Source organism: Chryseobacterium sp. 'Rf worker isolate 10', assembly GCF_050753305.1.
Classification (GTDB): Bacteria; Bacteroidota; Bacteroidia; order Flavobacteriales; family Weeksellaceae; genus Chryseobacterium.
Genome location: NZ_JBOZOF010000005.1, coordinates 232159 through 258695, shown reverse-complemented (window position 1 = coordinate 258695; position 26537 = coordinate 232159). Strand labels below are relative to the sequence as shown.

The window sequence follows — 26537 nt, the reverse complement described above, 5'->3', positions numbered from 1 at the left end:
TGGCATTATTTTTCCATTCATTCTAAAATACCTAATCATAATACTATGAAAATCAATCAATTTTATATTCCTGTAGTAAGCCTTTTTCTTTTTTTATCCTCATGCAAAGAGAATCATGCCAATGCTCAGAAGACCGGGAATGACGGAAGTGTGGAGACAGAAAATCCCAATTCTGATTACAAGCCAGCCTTTAAGGGACAAACAAGAATTAAAGCCGTAAAAACAACTACTGCTTATAACGTGGAAATATTGAATAAAGATTTGGGAAGACCCTGGGGGATTATCAATTTACCGGACGGAAGATTTCTCATCACAGATAAGAAAGGTTATATGAATGTTGTTTCAACAGACGGAAAACAGGTGTCTAAAATAGATGGTTTTCCAAAAGTGGATTCAAAAGGACAGGGAGGAATGCTTGATGTAGCTCTTGATCCTGATTTTAAAACCAATAATATTATTTATTTCAGTTTTTCAGAGCCATTTGGAAAAGGGAATTTAACATCTGTGGCAAAAGGTAAGCTTTCTGCAGATCTTAAAAATATTTCAGAGGTCAAAGTTATTTTCCGTGCAGAGCCTTTTTATGATGGAGATAAACATTATGGAAGCCGTCTTGCTTTTGATAAAGATGGACACTTGTTTGTCAGTACAGGAGAAAGATCAGATAAAGTGACCAGAGTATATGCCCAGAAAACAGATAATTATCTTGGAAAAATTTTAAAGATTACAAAAGACGGTAAACCTGCCCCGGGAAATCCTTTTATCGGAAAATCCGGCTATAAACCCGAAATTTATGCTTACGGTGTCCGAAACCCGCAAGGAATGGCAATAGATCCTAATGGAAATTTATGGGATGTGGAAATGGGGCCAAGAGGAGGTGATGAAATCAATCTGATCCAGCCGGGAAAAAACTACGGATGGGGAGATGTAACCTATGGAATTGAATATTCCGGAGATAAAGTAGGGCAGGGAATCACTCAAAAAGAAGGAACTGAACAGCCGGTCTATTACTGGGATCCTGTGATCTCACCAAGCGGAATTACTTTCTATACAGGAAATATTGATGAATGGAAAGGAAATCTGATGATCGGATGCCTGAGTGGTGAACATATTGACAGAATTGTCATGAAAGATAATAAAGTGGTCGGTGAAGAACGTCTTCTTGCGGATCAGAAAGAACGCTTCCGGGATGTGTTGAACGGAATGGATGGAAATCTGTATGCAGTCACAGACAGCGGAAAGCTTTATAAAATCTCAAAAAAATAGAAAAAGCCTACTGATTTTCAGTAGGCTTTTGTATGAAAGCAGGTTTCCCTCATTTCTTAAAACTTAAAATTAAGTCTGGCAAAAACCTGTCTTCCGGCAAATCCCATCTGTACAGGATCAAAAATACCTCCGGATTCAGTATTCCCACTGGATACCTGAGTAGTCTGTAAAGTAGGATATCTGTTGAATAAGTTTTTACTTCCTAAAGTCAGATTCAGGTTCTTACAGAATTCGTAGCCGAAAGAAAGATCGGTCGTTACTTTTGGATTATAGAGCTGTTCTGCACCGTCATAGCCAATCAGGGTAACCTTATCAAACCTTACCATCTGCAGGTTTACATTAAATTTGCTCAGCTTATAATTAAGGTTTAAATTAACTTTGGTTTTTGGAGCCGAAGCAAGGATGAATGCCTTTTCTCTCTCGCTCAGATAAATATCTTCTTTTCCAGCCAGCTGTTCTGAAGTATTTATTTTCGTAATTTCCATATCATTATAGTTACCAGCCAGAGTAGCAGTCAGTTTTCCAGAACCTATGTTTTCACTATAGCTTAAGATAAGGTCAACCCCTTTTGTTTTCGTATCTATAGCATTGGAGAAAAACTGTACCTGGTCGATAAATGGATTCTCTGCCTGAACCTCTGCCGGCAAGTCTGCTTGTGCAAAATATCCAGTAAGGACAATTCTGTCTTTCACACGAATATAATATCCATCTACAGTTGCAGTGAATTTCCCTGTATTGAACGTAAATCCGGCACTTCCATTCACAGAGGTTTCCTGTTTCAATTGAGGAATCCCAAGACTGCTTGCCAGTTTGCTGTCGTTAGAAGCTAACTGAATCGTAACCAATTGACCGCCCTGGAAGTTGGTAAACTGCTGGCTATAATATTTCTGAGCCAGAGAAGGCGCTCTGAATCCCGTAGAAACAGAACCTCTGAAGGCAAACTGTGGAGTAATAGCATATCTTGTCGCAAACTTCCCATTCAAAGTACTTCCGAAATCATTATAATTTTCAAACCTTCCGGCAATACTTATCATCCAGTTTTTTGTCACATCCAATTCAGTGTCTACATAGGCCGCGAAGTTATTTCTGCTTTTTCCGGTATCTGTAGAATAGCCTGGGAATCCCTGAGATCCACCAGGTCTTACATTTCCGCTTAATGGATTGGTAACAAGTAGGTTTGGAGGAGTATTTGGCGTTACAGGATTTCCATTCATGTCATACATAGAGTAAGAAGCTTCTTCTCCTTTGATGATATTAAATTTTTCATATCTGAATTCCGATCCGAAAGCAACGTTAAGTCCTTCCAATACTTTGAATTGTTTCACAGCATTAAAACCAGTCGTATTCTGCAGCAGGGAATGCCCACCAGCATTAAAGCTTGTAGGAGATTTGATTCCTAAAGTAGCATTAATGGTATTATCTATCTGGTAGGTAAATCTGTTGTTGCCAAAAGCATTGTAAACATCTACATCCCAATCAGCAACCTTGAATTTTAAGCCATTGTCAAATGTGAAATCCGTAATACTGGTGTCTTCAATCGGGTTAAATCCTGTAGGGTAAACTTCGGGAATATTACCGTCTGCATCCGGTGTTCTGGTCCATGCATAAGCCTTGGTATTTCTGTGTGAAAAACCTTGACGGGAATAGAATTTCAGACCATCAGATAAAGGGAGCTCAATGTTTCCGAAAAAGTATATATTCTGAGCTTTTGCATCCCCGAAACGCTGTCTTGGGGCTGTATATAGATCCGGATTTGCATTTCGGATGGCGTAATCTTTATTGATAAATTCTACCGTAAAGTTTCCAAAACCTCCTTTTGAACCTATTTTAGTTCCTAAATTTCCACTGAAATCAAAGGTGGTACCGTCTATTTTGTGATCAGAAACAACATCATTGTTTCCCGGGCTTTTAAAAAGGTTCATACCTGTGAATAGATTTCCTTCAAAACCTTTATCCCGATCATTAAGAATCACATTGATTACCCCGGCGATAGCATCAGAACCATATTGTGCAGAAGCTCCGTCACGAAGGACTTCCACTCTTTTTATGGCACCAATCGGGATGGTATTCATGTCATATCCTGTATTTCCTCTTCCTTTAGTTCCGAAAAGGTTGATCAGTGAAGACTGATGGTATCTTTTTCCATTTAACAAAAGTAAGGTTTGATCAGGGCCAAGACCTCTTAATGTAGCCGGATCCACGGCATCAGCACCGTCAGACCCTGATTGTTTATTGGAATTGAAAGAAGGTGCGGAAAACTGTAGAAGCTGGTTAATTTCCACCTGTCCAGTTGACTGGCTCACCTGTTTAATGTCTATGATATCGATTGGAACAGGCGTATTTACAACCGTTCTTTTTTTGTTTCGGCTTCCGGTAATGGCAACTTCGTCGATCTTTGATTCTTTCAATGTATCCTTTATCTGCTGGGCATAGGATAGGGTAGAGGCTCCAAAGAAAATGATGCTGATGTATTTTATTCTCATAATGATAATTTTAAGTGGTAATTCAATCAAAATTATCATTATTTGTTTTTAAATCAATAGTAAAATTAAATATTTACTATGAATGTCTTAATTTTTATTTAAATTTCACTTATTTGAGAAAAATAATAATTTAATTTTAATATTCAATGAAAAATATTAATGCAAAAAACTTGTAATGAGTCGGTTAATTCCTTCTTCTAAAATTTCCTGTGAAGTGGAAAAGCAGATTCTGATATGTCCTTCAGCTCCTTTTCCGAACCACCTTTCTGAGCCTGGAACAATGGCTACTTTTCCTTGTGTTAAAACATGCTGGGCGAATTCATCGCTGGACATTCCGTTTTCAATCTTTGGAAACAATACAAAAGTTGCCTCAGGAAGATTAGGAGTTACAATTCCTGAACGGCTTAATAATCTATAAGCAAGATCTCTGTTACTCTGTAAGTGAGTTAGAAACTCCCTGTACCAGGGTTTTGCTCTCTCCAATGCTACACTTCCGGCAATCTGAGACAATGTAGAGACACCTTCAATTGTAGAGTTGAAATTAGATTTCTCTGTAAAATCCTCAAGAATATCCTGATCATTACATAATACAGCTCCAATTCTCAATCCTGCTATTCCGAAGGATTTTGAAAACCCATACACCGTAAAACTTTTTGTCTTTGCCTTCTCAGAAACGGAAGAATAGGTGTGAAAATCTTTTTGGTCATAAATAATATCACTCCAGATTTCATCACTCATTACCCAAAGATCATAAGCGGAAGCTATCTCTGCTACTTTTATCAATGTTTCTTTAGAATAAACCTTTCCAAGCGGATTATGTGGATTGCATATGCTGATCAGTTTAGTTTTAGAATTGATTAAAGAGACCAGTTTTTCAAAATCAATTTCTCCCGTTGTTGTATCAACAGGGCAGAGCATCACTTTTCCGCCTGCTGTTTCTACAGATTTTTTGAAGAGAAAATCTACAGGATCCAGAATAATAGCTTCATCTCCGGAGTTAAGAACATAGGAAGCTATCAGAAACATTCCCTGAGCAGCACTGTTAACTGCCAGTACATTTTCAGGTGAAAAATTTCCGTGTTTTTCTTGATTGAAATGATCAGCAACGCTTTTCTTAAATTCCGGCAATCCGGAAAATGGGCCATAGCTTAAATACCCGTCTTTAAGGTATTCAATAATTCCCTGTTCTATTTCAGGAGCCATTCTGAAGTCCGGATCTGCAGCAGTAAGAGGAATGATTCCTTCTTCCAGTGTAGCCCATCTTCCGTTGTAGGCCTTTCTTTTCAGTGCTTCAAAGTTGATGTCGTTATTGGTAAACATATTTATTTGTAGGATATAGGGATAATATTTTCTGTTTGTTGATTCAGTGGAAGTAAAAACTGGTTAAGTAATATCCTTCCGTTTTTGATGTGAACTTCAATTTCAGGCTTTCTTTCTGCTTCGTATTTACTGAAAGCTTCTTGTAAATCATTATATTCAACTAAATATTCCGTTAATGAAAAAGAGTCTTTTAAGGCGGAGGTAACTCCCTGGCTTGTAAATGGAATCAGTGGATGTGCTGCATCGCCTACGAATACAATGTTTTCTTTGTAAAAAGGATTTAATTTTTCCAACTCATAAACACACCATAAATGCACATTTTTATAGTCTGATTTCTGTATGATTTCCGGAACTAAAGGATGCCAGTTTTCAAAAACTTCAAGCATATATTTCCTTAAATTCTCTGCTGAACATTCATTGATCATGTATCTTTGGTTATCAAACTGTGAATACCAAAGAATGGTGTCATCAGAAAGCTTAAGAATCCCGAAAGTCAGACCACCTTCTTCATGATGGAATTTCATAAAGTCATTTTCAATAGAATCTGCAATCTCTTTATTTTGAATGATGTTAACCACTTCGCTTTCCTGTACTACTCTCATGGTTTCATCTTTAAACAGGCTTTTTCTGATACGGCTTCTGGAGCCATCTGAAATAACTGCTATTTCTGCATCAATGTAACTTCCGTCGGAAAGCTTGAGTTTTCCTTTCTGTTGATCATCGGAAATAATCGTTTCTTCGTAGGTGATCTTTTCAGGAGAAATATTTTGGGCTAGCAGATCAACGAGTGAATGTCTTGAAATTGCAAAAACATTGTCAAGCTCCTTTTCTGCCAAAATCTTCCCGATATGGGAATATTGGGTATATTTTTTCAGGAAATTTCCATGTTTGAGAAGGAGATCAGAATCAATAATTTGATAAAGATAGTCCATCCCTTCTTTCGGAATGAGAAAACCGTGACCTGCCAGATCTTTCTTTTTTCTCCTTTCGTAAATGTGATAATCAATCTTATATTTTTCTAAGTAATTTGCCATGGTTAAGCCAGATATACCAGCGCCCACGACAGCAATTTTCTTCATTTTCGGAATAACGTATTTTTCAGGTTGGTTTTTTAAGTATTTTTTTCAATCATCCTCTGGATGAATACAAAATTAAAATTAAATACATTCACTATTCTAAAAAATGAATTAATTTGATTTAGGTTTTATAAAAAATAAAATGAAAAGCATAACATATCAATTGTGATAAAAAAATATGTTTAATTTATGTTTATTTTTAGAATGTATTTATTTATAATATGTGAATGATTATAAGTGTGTTACATGGGGATTGACAGTGTGTATAAAAAAGATAAAGCAGTTTCTGTTTAATGTACTTTTGAAAGGTAATGTATAAAAAAACCGGAAAAAATTCCGGTTTTATGATTACGCTTTTTCAAGCTGAACTGTAAAGTGTCTTAAGATTTCCGGTTCCCAGGTGATCTTGTATCCTTTTGCTATTTCTTCACGTCTTTCATAGACGTTTTTGATAGCAGCAGCAATGTAATCCATATGGTTATTGGTATAGGTTCTTCTAGGAATTGCCAGACGTACCAATTCTAATTTTGGATAACGGTTTTCTCTTGTAGCAGGATCTCTGTCTGCCAGTAACGTCCCGATTTCTACGGTTCTGATTCCTGCTTCCTTATAAATTTCCAGTCCTAATGTCTGTGCCGGATATTCTTCACGGGAAACGTTTGGAAGGAAGTTTAAAGAGTCGATGAATACAGCGTGTCCTCCAATAGGTTTCTGAACAGGTATTCCGTATTCAATCAGTTTATTTCCAAGATATTCTACCTGAGAGATTCTGCTTTCAAGATAAGCGAATTCAGTGGCTTCATCAAGACCTACAGCTAACGCAGCCATATCTCTTCCGGCCATTCCTCCATAGGTAATAAATCCTTCATAAATAATGGTGAAGTTGGATGCTTTTCTGAAAACTTCTTCGTTATTTAAAGCAATGAATCCTCCAATGTTTACTAAACCGTCTTTTTTGGAACTCATTGTCATTCCGTCTCCATAAGAGAAAATTTCCTTACAGATTTCCTTAATGCTTCTGTTTTCCTGTCCTGCCTCTCTTTTTTTGATGAAGTAAGCATTCTCAGCAAATCTCGCTGAATCAAAGAATACAGGGATTCCGTATTGGTCAGAAAGTGCTTTTACAGCTTTCATATTTTCCAGAGAAACAGGCTGTCCCCCCGAAGAGTTACACGTAATGGTAATTAAACAGAAAGGAATGTTTTCTTTAGGATGACTTTTATAAACTTCTTCCAGTTTTTCAAGGTTGATGTTTCCCTTGAAAGGGTGAAGATCATTAATATCAAATGCTTCGTCTATTGTACAGTCGATGGCATGTGCCTTTCTGATTTCGATATGTCCTTTTGTGGTGTCAAAATGCGAGTTTCCGGGAACTACGTCACCTTCTTTTACCAATACTGAGAAAAGAACATTTTCAGCCGCTCTTCCCTGGTGGGTTGGTAATAAATATTTAAATCCAGTAATTTTTTCAACAGTTTTCTGTAACTGCTCAAAAGAACGGGATCCAGCATAGCTTTCGTCTCCGGTCATCAAAGCAGACCATTGCTTATCGGACATTGCTCCGGTACCGGAATCGGTAAGGAGGTCAATATAAACATGTGAAGATCTTAAGTTGAAAAGGTTATAGTTAGCTTCTTTAAGCCATTGCTCTCTTTCTTCTCTGGTGGATTGATAGATTTCTTCCACCATTTTAATGCGGAAAGGTTCCGCGTACGGTAAATTCATGAGTTAAGTTATGTTTTAAATTGTTTGTAAAGAAAATGTGCTTGAAAATAATTTTTCAAAATTCATCAATGTATAGATAAGACGGAAAAAGTGATTATTCCGGTGCCTTAAATATATTTTCATCAGAATGGAATCCGGCTACACCGCCACTCACTGCAAACTTCATAGCAGAAGCTGCTGTCATTCCCACTACAGGTTTGATGTTTTTTTCTTCAGTAACAATTACCCAGCCCGATATGGCGTACGAGTGGGGAAGGTATACCGCAACGTAATTATGCTTGTCAACGTCCGACATTTCTTTTTGAGTTAAAAAACCGATTCTCCAGATCTCTGGATTCTCATTGGTTTTCACCCATACAGGATCGTTGAATTTTTTCTTGTCGCCTACGAATGAAGACATTACATCTTTCGTAGGAGTATAGATGTGTTTTACTCCCGGAGTTTTCTCCAGCAAGCTGTCCATGGTGTCGAAAAAGAATCTTCCGACCACGAATTTATTTCCTAAATATCCTAAAATAGCAGTAAACAGAATAATAGATACGAAAACAAGTCCCGGTATCTGCTTGGCAAGAGAGGGCACAAGATTGTCAATCGCGCTTACAATATACCAGATCACAAAAATGGTAAGCCCGATAGGACCAATGATAACCAATCCCTGGAAAAAATTTTTCAGGAATAAATTGGCGATATTTTCAAAGCTTGGCTTCTTCAATGTATATTCTTTACTGTTTTTGTTTTAACCGTGAATGGTTTCTTTATTTCCGTAGGATTTAATAATATTGGCTTCATATTCCAGCCATTCTTCCCAACGTTTGTTTACTTTTTCCGGATCTCCGAGTTGTCTTGCAAATCCGATGAAAGTCGTGTAATGATTGGCTTCAGAAATCATCAGTTCTTTGTAGAAAACTTTAAGCTCATCGTCTTTGATATTTTCGGTAAGAACCTTGAATCTTTCACAGCTTCTGGCTTCAATCATAGCGGCAAAAAGCATTTTGTCTACGATGAGGTCTTCTCTGGTTCCCTGCACAATAAATTTTGCCAATTCGTTCACATAATCATCCTTTCTTGCTCTGCCAAAAGTAAAACCTCTTTTCTTAATGATCTCATGAACCTGGTTGAAGTGATCGAGTTCTTCCTGTGCAATGGCAAGGAGTTCAGTCACAATATCAGGATATTCCGGAAGCATCGTAATCAGCCCTATGGCATTGGTGGCTGCTTTTTGCTCGCACCAGGCATGATCCGTCAAAATTTCTCCGATGTTTCCTTCTGCAATATTTGCCCACCTTGGATCAGTGGGTAGTTTCAACTTAAACATGTTGTAAAATTTTTGTAAATTTAAACAAATTGAGATTAGAAATGTGACTTTATTTCAATTTGGTCATTAAAGTCTTAAGATGCGGTCTTTCTTCTTAAGAATTCCAGAATATTCCAGCCTGAAGCATCTACTTTTTTCAATCCTGCTGAAATAAGGAAGGCTAGAATGATATTAATCCCATAAATAACTCCCATTAATAGCCACCATGGCATATTTTCTTTTAACGGAACTACCAGGAAATAGACCAGCGAAGAACTGATCCCTTGTGCAAAGTAAAAGAAAATAGCATTTTTCCCGATATAGGTAATAAAGTTTTCTTTCGTGATCTTCAGTCGGTTATAAAGAACAAATAAGGTGGTCAGAGAGAATAATGCCCAGATGATATAAGGAATTTTTGGCGGGAATTTATTTTTATTGATTTTATAGAAAATGTCACTTCCGTAGTACCAGAACATCCATATAAGAGCAACTCCAACAAGTCCATATAATACAGGGATTGCTTTTGTCGGAATCTTTTTTCCACGCATTTTATTCCCTATTAAGAATACAGCAAGATAAAAAGCAACATATCCTACCTGCCCTGCGGGGTAATATTCCGGGAAGATGTTGAATAATAGGGTTAAAGCAATGCAAAGTCCAATGAACCAATTAATATGTTTTGGGAAAAACCTTAAGATAAGTACCCCGAAAACAGTGAGTATATAATACACTTTAAGGTACCAGAAACTTCCCATCACCACCGGAAAAGTATCGGCATTGGTGTACTGATGAAGATACCAGTTTCCCAGGTTTTGCCATTGAGGATAGGTTGAAATACTTGTTGTAGAATATTTGGATCCAAATGTTGAATAAAAACTCTGGAGCCATTCCATGGAAAAGAAACTAAGTCCAAACACTTTAAAGAAGTAATCTAAAAAGAATAGGAGGGTTACAAAAATCATATAAGTGATCTGCAGTTTCAGAAGACGGTATAATGTTTTTTCAATATTGGCTCCTGACGTAATACCACTCAATGCATAAAAGAGAGCGACATCAAAAACAAGAGAGAAAACTCTTACTTCCGCGGGAATGTAAAACTGCCCAGACCAGAACGCTGTATGGATAAATATGATGGAAAGTGTTGCCAGTCCTTTGGCGAAATCAATATAGAGATCTCTGTTCATTATAAATTGCTTGAAAGTTCTTTTGTTATTTTTTCAAAAATACAAACAAATTGATTTTGTAAGACATAAAAAGGTCTTTAAAAACAAAAGGGGCGGAACAAACTGTCCGCCTCCTTTATTAAATATGCTAAAAATGAATGTTTCCGTTTATTTAAGATTTTTAAATTCTTCTGCAGAAATTTCTCCAGACTGAATTTTTCTCAGTTCATCAATATACTGACTCATGTATGCGTCAATTTCAGGATTTACTGTATTCTTAGCCATCTTATAAGTCCCGTTTAATACTCCCTGATAATAATAGAAGAAGTTGTAATCGAAATTTGAAGCATTAAGGTCATACTGTCCCAAAAGGAAACCTAAACGTACAGCTGATCTTCTTTGTGCTGGAGTTCCATGGTGTCCGGGATTGGTAGTCTGATAATCTCCGATGCTTTGAGCAAACTCGTATGCGGCTGCAATTTCAGAGAAATTGGTTTTGTTGTAACCGTTTGGTCTTCTCAGGTAGTATCCTGCAAAACCGTCTGCTTCAAGCTCATTAGGTCTTGCAGTGTTTTCGCTTACCGTAGGAAGCCCAAAGATATACTGCAGCTGGTGTCCATATTCATGAGCAAGAATCATCGCATTTACAATATCACCGCCTTTTGCTTTTGCATCATAATAGATGGCATATCCATAATAGATTTTTCCTGTGGAATAGGAAATTGCATTGTACGTTGAATTGAAATTGGATGGATCATTCACAAATCGCAAAGTAGGATTGCTTCTTCCCCATAAACTTGCAATTTTAGTCATTTGTGCATTCATAAAATTGGTGTCTGTGGAGTTTTGAAGTCCGGTGACTAAAACAGAACTGTTGCTCCAGTTATTGTCTACATAAGAGCAGTTCTTTTCCAGATCTCCGGGCTGATCAATTTTTGCACTAAGTGCTTCTGGCTGAGGTTGAACATTGTTGTCCATTTGGTCATCACTACATGCTGTTAATGAAAATACAGCAACGGCGCCTGCTAGTAAGCAGAGATTAAAGTTTCTTTTCATATATAAATTCAATTTGGTAAAACGAAGGTAAGAAATTATCTCTTAAGTGTGAGTACTTTATTTAAAAAAATTATTCAAAACATAGTGAATAGGATTTTAATTAAAAAAACATTGCTTTGATTGTAAGCTAATTAGATTTTTATTTGTATATTTGCACCTCGAAATAACTAAAAATTTATAAACAATGTTTGCAATTGTAGAAATAGCAGGGCTTCAATACAAAGTTGAGCAAGACCAGAAGTTGTTTGTAAACCGTTTAAAAGGAGATAAAGGAGGAAAAGTTTCTTTCGATAAAGTTCTTCTTACTGTAAACGGTGCAATCACTGTAGGCGCCCCAGCTGTAAACGGAATCACTGTGGAAGCAGAGATCCTTGACCACGTAAAAGCTGATAAAGTAATCGTTTTCAAAAAGAAAAGAAGAAAAGGTTACAAAGTGAAAAACGGTCACAGACAATCTTTAACTCAAATCGTAATCACTGGTATTACTGGTTTTGAAGGTGGAGCTAAAAAAGCTGCTAAAAAAGAAACTGTGAAAGGTGAAGTTCTTTCAGACAACGCAACTGTTAACTTTGGTGAAGATCATGAATTGAACTATCACTTAAAGAAAAACAACTTGTCTCAGTCTAAAGAGAACAGAGAAACTTTAATTACTTTAGGTAAAGCAGTTAAAGTGGAATTAGAAAAAAATATTCTTACTCATGAAGAAGTAGATGCTGCTATCATCAAGAATATTGATCAATTTAAAGCACTTAATAAATAATCCAGTAATAAAATGGCACACAAGAAAGGAGTCGGTAGTTCCAAGAACGGTAGAGAGTCTCACTCTAAAAGATTAGGTGTGAAGATTTTCGGAGGACAAGCAGCTATTGCCGGAAATATTATTGTTAGACAAAGAGGTACTCAGCACCACCCAGGTGATAACGTGGGAATCGGTAAAGATCACACTTTGTTTGCATTAGTAGATGGTAAAGTAGTTTTCAGAAAGAAAGCAAACAACAGATCTTTCGTATCTGTAGAACCAAACGCATAATTAAAAGCGTTTTATAAAAATTAAAACCTCAGTTTTTACTGAGGTTTTTTTATTTTCTGATTTTCATAGTATTCATTTGTAGGTGAAATATTTTATATTTGTTAACTGTCCAATTTTGAAACAGTTGCGAAAGCCGAAAAGCATAAAGAGTAGGCAGTATATTAAAACAAAATATCTATGAAAAACGTAAGAAAATTAAACAGAGAAAATTTAAAAAGTGTAATCGGTGGAGTAGCTGCGGCCTGTCCTTCTATGTTTCAGTCTTGTGATGAATGGTGCAGATGGTCTCCATGGCAGAAATCGCATTGTATGCTTTCTCAGCCCTGCACAGAATGTTTTGAATAAACTTCTGTAAGATTCAGAATAAGCCGGACATGTAATGATGTTCGGTTTTTTTAGTTAAAAACTCCAAATGATATCTTGAAATAGTGAAATATTTATATATTTGTCCGTAATCAAATAAAAAATCATTGCGGAAGCCGAAAAGCAGAGAGAGTAGGCAACAAATAAAACTAAATATAATCATGAAAAATTTAAGAAAACTAACAAAGAAGAATCTCAAAGAAATCAATGGAGGGGCGGGTACGGTATGGTGTCCATCAAAGCCAATTACTTCATGTGGCACATGGTGCGGCCTGACAAAGGAACAGAAAATGCGCTGTCTTCTTGATGTAGAAGAGCCTTGTGAGTGCTTTTAATCATCATCTCTGATTTTTTATAAAGCTGAAAATAAAAGTTCGGCGGCTTCTTTGAAGCCGCCGAACCTGTTTTGTATTATATGTTGTCTAGAATCCTACCTGGAAACCTGCTTTAACGCCAAATTTTGAAATATCCGGTCTGTCAAGATAATTTCCTCTCCAGTTGAAGTCTACCCTAAAGATTCGAAGATTTCCGATACCTATATTTTCAATTCCGAATCCATATTCATAATAAATATGTTCGCTAGGTGCAGAGTATCTAAAGCCTTCCACGTTGATGGCTTTGGAAGCATCACTTAATGTTCCGTAAGCACCTCTGATAAAAGCCACCTCTCTTAATTTCAGCTTTTTAATCAAAGGAATATAAGAAAGGATTTTTCCGTTAAAATGATGTTCCAATTGAAGTGTAGTATAAGCGTCAGCCACAAACTCGTAATAGTTAAGCTGAGAGAATGTATTCGGTACAAGACCATATGATAGGTTGGCTGGAATGATATTCTGTATTGCCAAAGGAACTGTATTGAAGTTCTTTCCTGCTTCCAAATTAACCACTAATTTACCCATACTTCCAATCAAAAATGGCTTGTTAAACATAAACTGCAGTTTGTCATAATTGAAATCTGCATTAAATAATCCTTCAATACCTCTGGTGTACCTTAAAACAATAGTTGGAGCCAGGTTTTTAGCCTGATAACGGTCTATTCCGGTTTGTGAAAACTTTGCTCCCGGTTTTGCGATTAAACTGATGGTAACGTGAGAATCATTAACTGTTTGTCTCAGCTGTCCGTCCTTATAATACATCAGGTTGAATTTCTCCGGAATGGCAGATTTAATGCTCTGCATCACTCCATCTACTCTTATCTGGAAGTTTTTCCAGGGTTCAATTGCGGCAAAAACGCTCGTTTGATTCACTGAACTTAAGGAAATGTTTTCTCCCCTTGCAAAAAATGTACTGGAAGATAAAGAGCGCGATGCAACGCCGTCACCGGATGTAAGCTGTCCTCCGAGCTGAACGATGTCTCTGCTGGTTCCTGCTCCAATCATAAAACGATTGAGCCTGTTGAACATATATCTTGCTTCAACGCCATATTTGAACTTCTGATCTTTGAAACCATACGCTGTATAAAACTGAGCTCTCCAGGTATCATTCAATCCGAAATAGGTTCTGGCTCCTAATCTTATTCTGTTACCTTCTACTTCATTTCGACCGTAAATTGAGAAAATAGGACCGATATCTATCCCTTTAAAGGCATTATAATAACGAGAACCAAGGGTTTCAAACAGTTTTACCATACGATTGAATTTCGGGGTCTGCTGAAGCTGATCAAGCATATTGTAAACTCCCTGTTCTGCTTTTGATAAAGTGTCAGGTCTGGCCTTGGTCCAATAGGCATCGTCTTTATTGGTGAACTTGTCTTCGTATTCTTCTTCGGTGCGTTTGAATACTTTCGGATCAAGAGGTTTGTTGAATTGATAATCGGAATAATCTACCGATCTTTTGGCTATGATACTTTTAGAACCTTTCTTTTTTGAGAAAGGGCTCATTTCAAATTCGGTGACCAGCTTTTTAGGAAGAAACGTTTCTTCATCAGGATTGTCGTATTCCAACTGAGTATAAACACTGTTGACAAAGTTGACATTGATTTTCTGCGTTGATTTTAATGTTGCTCCTAAAACGGCATAAGTATCTGTGTCTATATAAAGGTTTCCCTGGAATGCAAGAATATCTTTTCTCTTAGGCTGATATCTGATCTGAAAAGCTTTTTCACCACGGATAGTAATGGTATCCATCAAATTATAATCGTAGGTGCTGAAACCATCAGTTCCGACAGGGCTTTGAAAACCAATATCAAAATAATTCAGAGTATTATCGTAGATATTAATATCACGGTATAGGTTTTTAGCAGAAACCGTAATCACCTGATTGTCTTGAAAACCAGATGTTTTTTGAGCAACCAGTGTTCTTTTACTGTCTTTATCCGGTCTGTTTTTACCATAATTTTCATAAACGGCTTCATTCAGGAAAATAGGAAGTCCAAGTCTTCCGCTTGCAGTAGAATCGGCATAGTTGAAAATGAAATCCAGTTTATTGAAAATCTTTTTCTTCATAAACGCACTGTCTATGTTGTTAAGGTCAAACTGAGTTTTTTCGTATTCTTTGTAAGAATAAGTATCGAATTTTTCCAGCCCGTTATTTCTTTTATGAGCCCAGACTTTCTGCATGATGGCATAAGCAGGGTTTTCTTTTTTATTCTTATATTTTGGTTTGCCGCTTTGAAGGACAATTTCCTGGATATCACTTACTTTAGCCTGAGATAACTGTACTAAAATATTTTCAGCGTTCTCAGGAGTAATATCAAGTGTTTCAGTGGTATAACCTTTTCTGGAAAATTTTAACTGATGAATGATGCTGTCTGACTGAATAGTGAAGCTGCCTGAAGTTGTCGTCAGGGAAGGTGTTTTGTCGTTGTTGATAAAAATATCAACTTTATTGAGCTCTTTATTGCTTTTTTCGTCAACTATCTTGCCGATGGCCCGGTTTTGAGCACATACGGAACTGGAGAGAATCAGGAAAAAAAATAAAAGATAGTGTTTTTGGGAGTTATTGTTTAACATCATTCGTTTCTTCAGGCAATTAGCATAAACAAAAAGCATGCAGTTTATTAAAAAAATAGGTAAAAAAATAAAATATTTTTATTCTATAATATAAAACGGCAAATGTAGCGAAAATTATATATGCGTTCATTAAAATTAAAAGAGAAATTTAAATGCTTAGTGAATAATAATCAGAGGATTAATGGCAGATAAAAATTTAAGCTCATTGTGAAATTTTAGCAACTCATTTTTATGGAACCAGAGAAAATTAATTTTTCTTTAACGGTTTTATCTTCTTCCTATAATTTTTGTACCTCCGATGCTAATTATCTAGCTAATCACTTCAAAATACCACTCTCATGGTTTCAAAAACTTGTATAACAAAGATATAACATATGTCAATTTTAACATTTCAGAATAACATACGAAATGATGTAATGTTTTGATTATTAAGCGTTTTGCAGATGTGGTATATATGTCATACCCATTATTTTGTAAGTATACTGTCTTCCACTGTAATATTGGGCTATCAAATTGTATGATAGCCCTAAACGATAATGATAAGGAGCTTTCAAATCAATTTTTATAAAATACACATAATGAAAAAAAAACTATTTCTTCCAGCTTTGTTGGCTCCTATTGTTGTGTTCTCTCAGGTTGGTATTCAAACATCGTCGTCAGGAGCGTCCTTAGATATTACTGCAAAAAATGCAACAGGAACTTCCTCTACGACAGAGGGGCTTCTTGTCCCAAGAGTGAGCCGGGAAAGAGCGCAAAGCATGACCGGTATAGCTATCTCTACAATGATCTATGTAGACAATATTGGTACTGGCACCCAGGCGGGAACTGCTGCAAACATAGATACCGTAGGATATTACTATTTTGATGAAACCAATGTATGGACAAAGTTAAATGGAGCAAACAGTACCGGAGCTGACACCAGTATCTATAGTAATGACGGGATACTTACAGGCAACAGAACTGTATTACAACAAGACAAAACGTTGGCATTTACTTCTAACGCTACATCAGGAGCTAACCATTTTTCCATTATTAAACAGCCCTCTAATACCCCCATTCTTTCTTTAAACGCTGTAAATGACAGAATTGGGATAGGAGGAGCTACAGTGCCTCAAAAAAACCTGCACGTGTTTGGAACAGCACAGCTTACCAATGAGCTGAACGTAGGAGGAGATGCTGCAACAGCTGGTAATCCTGGAACAGCCGGGCAGATCCTTACATCTGGGGGACCCGGTGCCAGTGCTTCTTGGGCAAATCCTGCTAAAGTAATTTTTGTAGGTCGTTTGTCTGCATCATCTACTTACACCGCTTACTATCAGGTTTCCGGAATGGTGGCTACTACATATGATAATGCATATATAAATTATGGATTTTCAACTCTAACTATTTTGAAGTCGGGATTTTATCAGATTATTGCAACAACAAATTATAAACTACTTAATGGTAACGCGGGAACTTCAAGCTCTACGATTCAGAAAAATTTTGGTTCTGGTGATGTTGTTCTTGGAATTGCTGTTAGCAATCATTTAGCAGGAGACACCTCAGTTTATCACACTATTCTTGGTGGGGGGTATTTGGTTGCGGGAGATACAGTCTCGGTAGTTACAAATGATACCCAACAATATATAACAAGTTCCAATTATACTTCTGTTGGAATAGCGTACTTGGGACAATAATTTTAGCTATGCGGATGCTAGATCGATATTCTCGATATCGTCTTGTGTGGCAAAAGCACTTTTAATGATACAAAAAATAACCAAAAAGTATCATGAAATACAGATAAAGCGTTTTTATTCTCTTAATATAACACTCAAAAACTTATAATTTAAAAATGATGAAAAAAATATTATTCCCATTAACATTATGTGCTTCTTTTACTGCATTTTCGCAGGTTGGAATCAACACGCCATCACCAAATGCGACATTAGATATTACCGCAAAAAATTCAACAGGTATTTCTAATAATGTAGATGGGCTTCTTGTTCCAAGAGTAGACCGACAAAGAGCACAAAGTATGACAGGTGTACCCGTCTCTACAATGATTTATGTAAACAATATAACAACAGGGACACAGACGGGAACCGCTGCAAACATAGATGCCGTAGGCTATTATTACTTTAATGAGGCCAATGTGTGGACAAAACTAAAAGGAGCTGGTTCAGCAATAGATACCAATATCTATAATATTGACGGGACGCTTACAGGCAATAGGGTGGTATCACAGGAAGACAAAACATTGGCGTTTACTTCTACTGCTACATCAGGCACCAATCAATTTTCTGTAGATGGAAGCACACTTTCTGTAGATGCTGTGAACAACAGAATGGGAGTAGGAACTACTACTCCACAAAAAAGTTTGCATGTAAACGGAACCATGCAGCTTACCAATGAGCTTAATGTAGGAGGAGATGCTGCATCAGTAGGTAATCCTGGTACAGCAGGACAGTTTCTTACATCTGGTGGTCCTGGGGTTAGTACAACTTGGACTACGACAACCTCTCCAATAAATGTTTTGGCAGCTACAATTCCCTCTACTGGCGTCAATCAAACAGGTGAATCTTTTCCGGCTTTTTCAGTTTCCAAGCAAAACAACGCCTATTTAAGTTTTAATCCTGCTAATTCAGTGGTAACTGTTGTAAAATCAGGTTATTATCAACTTATTGCCTCAGTAAGTTATAATTTTATTTCTACCATTGGTGCAAGTGTAACCAGTAGAATTTATAAAAATTATGTTTCTCCTGTCAGCAATACTATCCTTTCAATTGCCTCTACCACTTATCCGGGTACAGTAAGTCCTTCATTTCCCCCTCCTGTTTACCATAGTATTGCTTCTGCAATCTATTTGAATGCAGGAGATACTATTAGAATAAGTCAGTATAATTCTAATGCTTCCGCAAATTACATGTCAGGAAGTTACACTTACGTTATATATAATTACTTAGGACAATAATCAAAAAAACAAAGATGATGTTTTCCGGTATCATTTTACAGAGCGTAAATTCTGTAAATGATACTGGAAATAACGGAAAAAATCATTTTGTTATTTGAATATCAGGAGTTTTAGTTAGGAAATGTTTTTTATGTATTTTAAATTGTTTAAAACGAGAAAAGCCACCAATTTGGTGGCTTTTCAGTTTGGCTCCTCCTGCTGGGCTCGAACCAGCGACCCTCTGATTAACAGTCAGATGCTCTAACCAACTGAGCTAAGGAGGAATGTCCTTTGTTTTAAGTGGTGCAAATATAATAGGAATATTAATATCAGTCAAGTTTTTCTCCCTTATTCAAAGAGACTTTTAACTAAATGTATTGAAATTCAATAAGAAATATTTTGATTATTTTTAATGCTATTCTAAATATCTTCAAATAAATGCTGAAAATACCGTTCCGGTGATTCCAGAAAGTTCTTTGTCAATTGATAATGCTCTGTTTCTTTGTAATGTGTTTTTTGAATTTTATCATCAAGTAAATAAATTTCAGCAGAAGGATAACTCATTAATATCGGTGAATGACTTGAAATGATGAATTGGGCCTTCCCTGTTTTCTCTAATCTATTGATAATAGAGAGTAAGGAAAGTTGTCTCTGCGGGGATAAGGCCGCTTCAGGTTCGTCAAGAATATAAATGCCATTTTGGAAATGGTTATGAAATAGTGATAAAAAAGCTTCACCGTGAGATTGGTGATGTAAAGATTTTCCTCCGTAAGCAGCCAGAATACTCTGATCTTCTTCGGCCACTTTATCAATATAGGTGGCGAAGTTGAAAAAGCTTTCAGCTCTCATGAAAAAACCCTGACTGATTTTATGATGCCAGGAAAGAGTGAGGTATTCTGACAATGCAGATTCTGTTTTATGAAAGTCATAATTGTGATTGCGATTTCCGCCAGCCACATTGAAATTGCATTGATCTGCGATTGCCTCCAATAGAGTAGATTTTCCAATTCCATTTTCGCCAACGAAAAATGTAACATTGCTTTTTAACCTTATATCTAGGCCATTGCTTAGAAAAGGAAGACTAAAAGGAAAGTCTTGTGGGTGGTTATCTTTTAAATAAATCCGTGATAAATAAGGCATTTTGCTTGATAGGAATTAATTATTACTCCTATCAAGCAAAATATGTGCAAAAAAGCTTAATTCTTACTTCTTCAAATCCTTAAGGATTTCCTGAACAGCTCTTTCCAGCTGTGGATCATTGTTCTGAAGACGGTCCATAAAGGTGTTTTTAACATAGATGTCAGGTTTCACACCCGTTTTTTCAAGATTTTGTCCATCCAGAGTATACGTTCCCCAGGAAGGTAATCTGTAAGAAGATCCGTCTACCAGACCTTTCGCTGAAGTGAAAATAATCCAGCGATACGTATCCTGACCAATAATTTTACCCAGTTTCAATGCTTTGAAGCCGGCTGCGGTCATTTCAGCGTCACTTAATGAAGCTTCGTTAATCAGAAGAACAATAGGCTTTCCGGAAGGAGCAAAATTAGGCTGTGTTGTTATTTTTCCCTCACGATATTTCCATTGTAAATAAGGCCTCTGAGAAAGGAAATTCAATACTTTATCATGAACATTTCCCCCCGTATTATAACGAAGATCAAGAATTACAGCGTCTTTTCTGTTTTCCTGCTCTACCATATCCAGAAGGAAACGGTCCAGCTCATCAGTAGACATGTTTTTCATACATGAATAAGCAATACGGTTGTTGCTGAGCTTATCAACGCGCTGATGATTGTTGTAGATCCACTCATCGTAAAGTAATCCTTTTAATTCTCCGTTAGAAATCGGGTGTACCTTAGCCGTTATATTTTTACCATCACGATTGAAAGTAAGAACAAGCTCATCCTGTTTTTTCGGGCTTGTAAAATACGTTTCAATATTTTCGTTTGGATCAACTTTTTTCCCGTTTACGGAAGTCAGCTGGTCTCCAGGTTTAATATCAACTCCGGAACGGTAGGCCGGAGATTTTCTCAGAATGCTTTCTACTGTGTAAGGCTGGTCTTTTTTGAAGGTAATTCCTGTTTCGTTGGTAAAATAGTTCAGGAACATCGTTTCTTCTTTTCCGGTGGAAGAAAATCCGGTGTGTGAAGAATTAAGTTCCCCTAAAAGATCATTTAATAAAATGCGCAGATCATTTCTGTTGTGTACATACGGAAGGTATTTCGCATACTGCTCCTTTTTGGCCTTCCAGTCGATACCATGGAACTTTTCGTCGTAGAAGTTTTCCTCCACACCTGTCCATGCTTCAGCGTACATCTGAGTGAACTCGGATGCAAGATCTTTATCAAAACTATACTGGATCGTTATTTTTTCAGGCTTTAACGCCGCGACAGTTGTTTTGTAAATATTACCTTCTATAAGGGCGAATAAGTTTTTCTCATTTTTGGTTAAATAATAAGCTGCTTTATCGAAAACTTTTTCGGATTTGGCAGGCTCAAAATCAGAGAATACTTTTTTGAAAAGTTGTCTTTTTCCATTATCCTGATTAGAGTTGAATAATAGAATTTCTTTCTTCTCATCAGAGAAAACGGCCGGATCATCCTGATATCCGTATCGGTCGGTAACCAGCTCGATTCTGTCCAGAGTATCTTCAAAATTTATTTTCAATTCTTTGATTACCGGTTCTTTTTCTTCTTTTTTCTCTTTGTCCTTGTTGTTTTCTTTTTCTTTTTTGTCTTTCTTATCCTTATCTTTTGCTTTATCAGAAGATTTTGTTTCCTTCTTTTCTTCTGTGAAAAGATTATCGAATTTTTCAGATTTAAAAGGTTCGTCAAACCAATCCAAAGCCATACGGTAAATGTTGGATTTCTGCATCCCTAAAGGATAAGACGGGTTGGTTCTGTCGCTGGCGAAATAAATATACTTACCATTTGGAGACCATACAGGATCTTCCTCTGAAACACCAGTGTTGGTAAGGTTTAAAGTCTGTGCTTTTTTGATATTATAGATGAAAATATCAAGCTCGAAGTTTCTTTTTGCAGAGAATAATACATATTCGTCATTAGGAGAAAAAGAAGGTCTTGAGTTTTGGAATGCCCAGATTTCATCTTTGACGATGGTTGTAGATTTGAAACTTTTTAAATCCAATAATCTCACTTCATCTCTTCCGCTTAAGTAAACTGCTTTTGAAAGATCACTATTTAAAGTAATGCTGCGATTGTTGCGTAAGTCTTCCGTTAATTGTTTTGGCTGGCCTTTTCCGTCTGCCTGAATCGTAAACCAGTTTTGATAGCCGTTATATGTTTGGCTGTAGAGCAGAGTGCGGTTGTCTTTCATCCATTTTACTTCCATAGCACGTTCTTTTCCGTCAGAAACCTGCTGCGCAAATTTTCCTTCAATATCTGAGACGAATATGATACCACGGCTTATAAATGCCATTTTTTTACCATCCGGAGATACATCATAATAGGAAATATTGTTTTCCACATTGAAATTCTGCTCTTTTTCCAGTGTTTTATTAGTATTGAGGCTGATGTTTAGAGGAGTTGTACTTTTTGAGGCTACATCATAAGTAAAAAGCTGATAATCTTTTTCGAAAATAACTTTCGATCCGTCTGCTGAAACAAAAGGCTTTTTAATAGAGGTGTCAAATTGCGTTAAAGCAGTCTTTTGACCATTTTCTAGTTTATAAAGATTGTATTCTCCATTATTCTCATCAGAAATGAAATAGATTATCCCGTTTTTATCTATGCTTGGATTAAAATCTTTCCCTTCGTAGTTGGTGTACTGTTTGAAAGAATTGCTTTTAGGGTTGTATCCTAAAATATCCGGATTGTTTTCTCCCTTATAGCGCTTACGCTGTACCTGGTGGGCACTTTCCGAAGAGCTTGTAAAAAGATATTCTCCCGCAGGAGTTTCTACAAGACCATTGGTATTGTTAAAATAATTGTTAAAAAGCTTTTGTGGCGTTTTTCCTTCAATTGTAGTTTTGAAACTTCCGAAATTATTATTTCTGCTGGAAGTAAAATAAATCGTTTTGCTGTCCCATGCCCAGCTTTCCATTTCATCTCTTCCGGTGTGGAAGGTTAACTGCTTGATTGTTCCACCACCCGCAGGCATTACGTAGACATCATAATTTCCATATTGGTTAGAACTGAATGCAAGCCATTTTCCATCAGGTGAAAGACGGGGATTGATTTCTTCTCCATCCAGTGCGGTAATTCTTGAAGCGTTTCCGCCATTGGAATCTGCTTTCCAGATATCACCATCATAAGCAAAATAAGCTGTTTTTCCATCAGGACTCAATGAAGGACTTGATAAAAAATAAGACTTTTCCTGTGCTGAAATCCCTATAATAGAAAATGCTGTTAATAACGAAATAATAGTTTTCTTCATGGTACAATTGGGTATTTATACAATACTATATATTGGTTTTATTATTTTTAGTCTTTGTAGAGAAGTATTCATTTGGTAAGAATTTTCTCAATATCGATTAATCTAAAAAGAATAGTCGGATGATTAAGGAAATCGTTACATGAAAAGTGCCTGAAAGGGTGGATGATATTCAATAAAACAGATCAATATTTCATAAAAACTTAAGATAAAATACAAATATCTGTATTTCTGAGCTCATTGCCATGAAATTGTTCACATTAAAGCACAAAAAAAGACTTACAGAAATGTAAGTCTTTTTGCTCCTCCTGCTGGGCTCGAACCAGCGACCCTCTGATTAACAGTCAGATGCTCTAACCAACTGAGCTAAGGAGGAATGTCCTTTGTTTTAAGTGGTGCAAATATAGGACGAATATTTATACCCTACAAATATTTTTAAGAAAAAATTTTAAAAAATTATAATTTCCCTGTAAATACCTTGAAAATGTCGCTTCCGAAGATCAGTAACATCAATCCTAACAGGAAGATAACTCCAATCATCTGTGCATTTTCTAAAACCTTTTGCGGGACTGGTTTTCCTACTATAATTTCATATAAAGTAAATAAAACGTGCCCACCATCAAGTCCCGGGATAGGAATAAGGTTCAGGAATGCCAGCCAAATAGAGAACATTGCTGTAAAGCTCCAGAAAGCCACCCAATTGATTTTAAAGCTTCCGTCTGCATCTTTATCTACAGGCATATTCTTTACAATTGCAATAGGACCTCCTACATTTTTATACCCCTGAACTTTAGAGTTGAACATAATTTTGAACTGCTTAACCTGAGTGGTTAATGCCTCAATAGTTCTTGTAAACCCTCTTGGAATAGCTTCTCCAAAAGAATATTTTTTATTTGTTACAATATCTTTTGCAATACTTTTGGTGTCAATTGCGATCCCCAGCTTCCCATTTTTATCAACAGAAACAGCTGGTAATGTCTGTAAAGCACCATTTCTTTCAACGTCTACAGAAACAGTTTTTCCTTTGTTTTCACTTAAAAGAGTACTTACTTCATCAAAGAATGCTGCTTTCTTACCATTGATTCCTACAATTTTATCTCCTTTTGCAAGACCAGATGCCTGAGAAGAAGGAGTAGCTAATGAATCAATCACCATAGAAACTCTTGGCGTGATGTAAAGTTTTGCTTCTCTCTGTTTAAGAACATCTGCTACACCGTCAGCATTTACCGGGAAAGTAACTTCCTGTCCGTTTCTGTTTACAGTAACATGATCTCCTAAAAGAATATTAATTGAAGTATTTTCAAGCCTTTCCGCAGGTTTTCCGTCTACACTGATGATTTTGTCACCGTTCTGGAATCCCATTTTCTTTCCTGCTGAAGTGGCTTCAATACCATTGTTGAATTTTGTGATATCCGTATACGTTTCTCCGTTGAAGAAAGAAAGACAGCTGTAGATTAACCATGCAAGGAAAAAGTTAACCGTAACCCCTCCCAGCATAATGATCAATCTCTGCCAAGCCGGTTTTGATCTGAATTCCCATGGTTCTGCCGGTTTTTTCATTTGAGCAGTATCCATACTTTCGTCTACCATTCCGGCAATCTTCACGTAACCTCCGAAAGGAAGCCATCCGATACCGTATTTAGTTTGTTCAGGATGTTTTCTCCAGTCATTGTCCGGAAGTTTTGATATATCGATAGGAACTTCTTCCTTCTTTCCGTTGACCTCTATTACTTCAGAATCCGGCAGGTTCTTTGATAAAAATTTATACTGCCATTTTCCGTTGATTTTCTTCATGGAGAATATGGAGAAGTAAGGATCAAAAAACAGGAAAAACTTCTCTGCTCTGGTCTTGAACCATATTGCCGGTAAAAAATGCCCAAGCTCATGAAGAAGCACAAGTATAGAGATGCTCAGAATGAACTGAAAAAGTTTGATTGCTATTTCCATTAATAATTTTTAGATTTTAATTTGCAAAGGTAACAATTATCAAAACTATGCCAAATAAAAAAGCTTCCCGAAACGAGAAGCTTTGTCATATTTAAAGACGATTTGATTATAAATTGAAAGAAACACCAAGACTGCCATTATTACCTACTTCTGCAAAAACTCCTATTTTCTCTGTAAAGAAATAGCGGGCTCCAATGTGAGCGCCTACTCCGAAGTCTCTTCCTAATACTCCAAGGTCTACTCCAGGGTAAATATCCCATTTTGAAGGTAGATTTAAAGCTTCCTGCAAGTGAAAGTTCAGTCTCCCGAACACAAAAACACGATTATCCTTATCGTTGTTTTTATAATTGTCGAAGTAGCCATTGATCCCGGCACCTACTGAAATAAGTTTGTTAAGTCCATAGTCATAAGTTCCCGTTATTCCGGTTCCATATCCCCAGGCACTCAGCCCCAGTTGTATTTTCTGATCTCCTTTTCCTGTCCAGGCTTGAGCATGAGCCATGGCACTAAAAAAGAAGATCGTTACCATAAAAAACAATTTCTTCATAAATTTCTAATTTTTAAGGATAATAATAAAAAATATCTCTATCAAAAATGAAACCGAAAGAATATCTGTAGTATAAAAATGAAAGACTTTAATAAATTATTAAGAATTATACCTCCGTTTTTGCAGGTAAAACTACTTTTTAGACCGTTTAATTCTTCTTTTGTAATGATAAAAGCTGTATTTTTATACATCACATTTGGAATAATTTAAAAAGAATAAAAGATGAAAGTTGTAGGGCTTAATTTAGATATCATCTGGAAAAATAAAACTGAAAACTTTAAACTCATAGAAAACGAACTTCAGAATGTGGAGGCAGATCTGTTTCTTCTTCCCGAAATGTTTTCAACAGGTTTTTGTATGGATGCTTCTGAAGTTTCGGATAGAAATAATGAATCGCTGGAGTTTTTGAAAAAAATCTCGAAAGAGAAAAATGCAGCATTCTGTGGAAGTACTCCGGTAGAACAAGATGGAAATTTTTACAACAGAATGTACTTTATAAAGCCGGATGGTCAAACCTCTTTTTATGATAAAAGACACCTGTTTTCTTTTTCCGGGGAAGATAAAGTGTATACGCCTGGAAAAGACAGAGTAATTGTTGAATATAAAGAAATACGCTTCCTGCTTCAGGTTTGTTATGATCTGCGTTTTCCTGTTTTTGCAAGAAATAATGATGATTATGATGCGATTTTATATGTTGCCAACTGGCCTGAGAAAAGAGTAGGAGCATGGGAGCATCTGTTGAAAGCCAGGGCGATTGAAAATTTATCTTTTGTGTTTGGTTTAAACAGAATTGGAACCGATGGAAATGACCTGTTTTATCAGGAAAGCTCACACTGTTTCTTTGCTGACGGAAAAGAAATTTCCCAAAAACAAGGAAATCTTGTATCTGCAGAATTATATATGGAGGAATTGAAAGATTTTAGAAAACATTTTCAGTTTTTGAATGATAGGGACAGTTTCTCAATCCAACTATAAATAAAAAAGGCTGAAATTCATTTGAA

The 26537-nt window shown here is 36.5% G+C and carries 21 protein-coding genes and 2 tRNA genes; 8 read left to right on the top strand and 15 right to left on the bottom strand.

Going from position 1 to position 26537, the window contains the following annotated elements; all coding sequences use genetic code 11:
• Positions 1-45: 45 nt before the first annotated feature.
• Positions 46-1263 (top strand): PQQ-dependent sugar dehydrogenase, encoded by a 1218-nt coding sequence (locus LKL37_RS20915; protein WP_431612349.1) that lies wholly within the window; start codon positions 46-48, stop codon positions 1261-1263.
• 56 nt (positions 1264-1319) lie between these two features.
• Here the strand turns inward: LKL37_RS20915 and LKL37_RS20910 are convergent, their stop codons facing one another.
• From LKL37_RS20910 to LKL37_RS20875, 8 genes are all read right to left on the bottom strand, one after another.
• The gene (locus tag LKL37_RS20910; RefSeq protein WP_431612348.1) at positions 1320-3746 is read right to left on the bottom strand and encodes a TonB-dependent receptor plug domain-containing protein; all 2427 of its coding nucleotides are present in this window, start codon (positions 3744-3746) and stop codon (positions 1320-1322) included.
• A gap of 156 nt (positions 3747-3902) precedes the next feature.
• Positions 3903-5066 carry a pyridoxal phosphate-dependent aminotransferase gene (locus tag LKL37_RS20905; RefSeq protein WP_431612347.1) on the bottom strand — a complete coding sequence of 388 codons (1164 nt, stop codon included), beginning with the start codon at positions 5064-5066 and terminating at the stop codon, positions 3903-3905.
• A 2-nt stretch (positions 5067-5068) separates the two neighbouring features.
• On the bottom strand, positions 5069-6145 hold the full coding sequence (locus LKL37_RS20900; RefSeq protein WP_431612346.1) for an FAD-dependent monooxygenase: 1077 nt from the start codon (positions 6143-6145) through the stop codon (positions 5069-5071).
• A 345-nt stretch (positions 6146-6490) separates the two neighbouring features.
• Complete coding sequence (locus tag LKL37_RS20895) at positions 6491-7867, bottom strand: tryptophanase (protein WP_047377239.1); 1377 nt, start codon at positions 7865-7867, stop codon at positions 6491-6493.
• 94 nt (positions 7868-7961) lie between these two features.
• Positions 7962-8579: a DUF502 domain-containing protein gene (locus LKL37_RS20890; RefSeq protein ID WP_047377240.1), complete on the bottom strand. Its 618-nt coding sequence runs from the start codon at positions 8577-8579 to the stop codon at positions 7962-7964.
• Positions 8580-8603: 24 nt separating this feature from the next.
• The gene (locus LKL37_RS20885) at positions 8604-9182 is read right to left on the bottom strand and encodes a tRNA-(ms[2]io[6]A)-hydroxylase (protein WP_431612345.1); all 579 of its coding nucleotides are present in this window, start codon (positions 9180-9182) and stop codon (positions 8604-8606) included.
• A gap of 74 nt (positions 9183-9256) precedes the next feature.
• Entirely contained in the window at positions 9257-10345 is a 1089-nt protein-coding gene (locus tag LKL37_RS20880; protein WP_431612344.1) for an acyltransferase family protein, read from the bottom strand.
• A 147-nt stretch (positions 10346-10492) separates the two neighbouring features.
• Entirely contained in the window at positions 10493-11380 is an 888-nt protein-coding gene (locus LKL37_RS20875) for a metalloprotease (protein WP_431612343.1), read from the bottom strand.
• Positions 11381-11564: 184 nt separating this feature from the next.
• On the opposite strand from LKL37_RS20875, the gene rplU reads away from it, so the two are divergent.
• The 4 genes from rplU to LKL37_RS20855 all read left to right on the top strand — a co-directional run bounded on the left by rplU (position 11565) and on the right by LKL37_RS20855 (position 13108).
• Complete coding sequence (rplU, locus tag LKL37_RS20870) at positions 11565-12140, top strand: 50S ribosomal protein L21 (protein ID WP_149388888.1); 576 nt, start codon at positions 11565-11567, stop codon at positions 12138-12140.
• A 12-nt stretch (positions 12141-12152) separates the two neighbouring features.
• Positions 12153-12410, top strand: a complete 258-nt coding sequence (gene rpmA / locus LKL37_RS20865) for a 50S ribosomal protein L27 (protein ID WP_027372929.1) — start codon at positions 12153-12155, stop codon at positions 12408-12410.
• 177 nt (positions 12411-12587) lie between these two features.
• A complete protein-coding gene (locus tag LKL37_RS20860; RefSeq protein ID WP_431612342.1) occupies positions 12588-12755 on the top strand; it encodes a bacteriocin-like protein in 168 nt (55 codons plus the stop codon).
• A 179-nt stretch (positions 12756-12934) separates the two neighbouring features.
• Positions 12935-13108, top strand: a complete 174-nt coding sequence (locus LKL37_RS20855) for a bacteriocin-like protein (protein WP_431612341.1) — start codon at positions 12935-12937, stop codon at positions 13106-13108.
• Positions 13109-13195: 87 nt separating this feature from the next.
• Here the strand turns inward: LKL37_RS20855 and LKL37_RS20850 are convergent, their stop codons facing one another.
• A complete protein-coding gene (locus LKL37_RS20850) occupies positions 13196-15727 on the bottom strand; it encodes a DUF5686 family protein (RefSeq protein ID WP_431612340.1) in 2532 nt (843 codons plus the stop codon).
• A gap of 575 nt (positions 15728-16302) precedes the next feature.
• Between LKL37_RS20850 and LKL37_RS20845 the strand changes: the two genes are divergently transcribed.
• Positions 16303-17400: a hypothetical protein gene (locus LKL37_RS20845; RefSeq protein WP_431612339.1), complete on the top strand. Its 1098-nt coding sequence runs from the start codon at positions 16303-16305 to the stop codon at positions 17398-17400.
• Positions 17401-17558: 158 nt separating this feature from the next.
• Entirely contained in the window at positions 17559-18674 is a 1116-nt protein-coding gene (locus LKL37_RS20840) for a hypothetical protein (RefSeq protein WP_431612338.1), read from the top strand.
• 186 nt (positions 18675-18860) lie between these two features.
• Here LKL37_RS20840 and LKL37_RS20835 read toward each other — a convergent pair.
• The 6 genes from LKL37_RS20835 to LKL37_RS20810 form a co-directional block, all read right to left on the bottom strand.
• A tRNA-Asn gene (locus LKL37_RS20835) sits at positions 18861-18937 on the bottom strand.
• 136 nt (positions 18938-19073) lie between these two features.
• Positions 19074-19793 carry an AAA family ATPase gene (locus LKL37_RS20830; RefSeq protein WP_431612337.1) on the bottom strand — a complete coding sequence of 240 codons (720 nt, stop codon included), beginning with the start codon at positions 19791-19793 and terminating at the stop codon, positions 19074-19076.
• Between the two features lie 63 nt (positions 19794-19856).
• Positions 19857-23045: a S41 family peptidase gene (locus LKL37_RS20825; protein WP_431612336.1), complete on the bottom strand. Its 3189-nt coding sequence runs from the start codon at positions 23043-23045 to the stop codon at positions 19857-19859.
• 299 nt (positions 23046-23344) lie between these two features.
• Positions 23345-23418 (bottom strand) — tRNA-Asn (locus LKL37_RS20820).
• 80 nt (positions 23419-23498) lie between these two features.
• Positions 23499-24989 (bottom strand): RIP metalloprotease RseP, encoded by a 1491-nt coding sequence (gene rseP / locus LKL37_RS20815; protein ID WP_431612335.1) that lies wholly within the window; start codon positions 24987-24989, stop codon positions 23499-23501.
• Between the two features lie 106 nt (positions 24990-25095).
• Positions 25096-25536, bottom strand: a complete 441-nt coding sequence (locus LKL37_RS20810) for a DUF6646 family protein (protein ID WP_431612334.1) — start codon at positions 25534-25536, stop codon at positions 25096-25098.
• 222 nt (positions 25537-25758) lie between these two features.
• Between LKL37_RS20810 and LKL37_RS20805 the strand changes: the two genes are divergently transcribed.
• A complete protein-coding gene (locus LKL37_RS20805) occupies positions 25759-26511 on the top strand; it encodes a nitrilase-related carbon-nitrogen hydrolase (RefSeq protein ID WP_431612333.1) in 753 nt (250 codons plus the stop codon).
• Positions 26512-26537 lie beyond the last annotated feature (26 nt).

Coding starts and splice junctions, on each gene's coding strand:
- LKL37_RS20910 (WP_431612348.1), bottom strand. CDS start 3,746: ATGAGAATAAAATACATCAGCATCATTTTCTTTGGAGCCTCTACCCTA.
- LKL37_RS20905 (WP_431612347.1), bottom strand. CDS start 5,066: ATGTTTACCAATAACGACATCAACTTTGAAGCACTGAAAAGAAAGGCC.
- LKL37_RS20845 (WP_431612339.1), top strand. CDS start 16,303: ATGAAAAAAAAACTATTTCTTCCAGCTTTGTTGGCTCCTATTGTTGTG.
- LKL37_RS20825 (WP_431612336.1), bottom strand. CDS start 23,045: ATGAAGAAAACTATTATTTCGTTATTAACAGCATTTTCTATTATAGGG.
- LKL37_RS20885 (WP_431612345.1), bottom strand. CDS start 9,182: ATGTTTAAGTTGAAACTACCCACTGATCCAAGGTGGGCAAATATTGCA.
- rseP (WP_431612335.1), bottom strand. CDS start 24,989: ATGGAAATAGCAATCAAACTTTTTCAGTTCATTCTGAGCATCTCTATA.
- LKL37_RS20810 (WP_431612334.1), bottom strand. CDS start 25,536: ATGAAGAAATTGTTTTTTATGGTAACGATCTTCTTTTTTAGTGCCATG.
- LKL37_RS20895 (WP_047377239.1), bottom strand. CDS start 7,867: ATGAATTTACCGTACGCGGAACCTTTCCGCATTAAAATGGTGGAAGAA.
- LKL37_RS20850 (WP_431612340.1), bottom strand. CDS start 15,727: ATGATGTTAAACAATAACTCCCAAAAACACTATCTTTTATTTTTTTTC.
- LKL37_RS20805 (WP_431612333.1), top strand. CDS start 25,759: ATGAAAGTTGTAGGGCTTAATTTAGATATCATCTGGAAAAATAAAACT.
- LKL37_RS20855 (WP_431612341.1), top strand. CDS start 12,935: ATGAAAAATTTAAGAAAACTAACAAAGAAGAATCTCAAAGAAATCAAT.
- LKL37_RS20830 (WP_431612337.1), bottom strand. CDS start 19,793: ATGCCTTATTTATCACGGATTTATTTAAAAGATAACCACCCACAAGAC.
- rplU (WP_149388888.1), top strand. CDS start 11,565: ATGTTTGCAATTGTAGAAATAGCAGGGCTTCAATACAAAGTTGAGCAA.
- LKL37_RS20840 (WP_431612338.1), top strand. CDS start 17,559: ATGAAAAAAATATTATTCCCATTAACATTATGTGCTTCTTTTACTGCA.
- LKL37_RS20875 (WP_431612343.1), bottom strand. CDS start 11,380: ATGAAAAGAAACTTTAATCTCTGCTTACTAGCAGGCGCCGTTGCTGTA.
- LKL37_RS20860 (WP_431612342.1), top strand. CDS start 12,588: ATGAAAAACGTAAGAAAATTAAACAGAGAAAATTTAAAAAGTGTAATC.
- rpmA (WP_027372929.1), top strand. CDS start 12,153: ATGGCACACAAGAAAGGAGTCGGTAGTTCCAAGAACGGTAGAGAGTCT.
- LKL37_RS20900 (WP_431612346.1), bottom strand. CDS start 6,145: ATGAAGAAAATTGCTGTCGTGGGCGCTGGTATATCTGGCTTAACCATG.
- LKL37_RS20880 (WP_431612344.1), bottom strand. CDS start 10,345: ATGAACAGAGATCTCTATATTGATTTCGCCAAAGGACTGGCAACACTT.
- LKL37_RS20915 (WP_431612349.1), top strand. CDS start 46: ATGAAAATCAATCAATTTTATATTCCTGTAGTAAGCCTTTTTCTTTTT.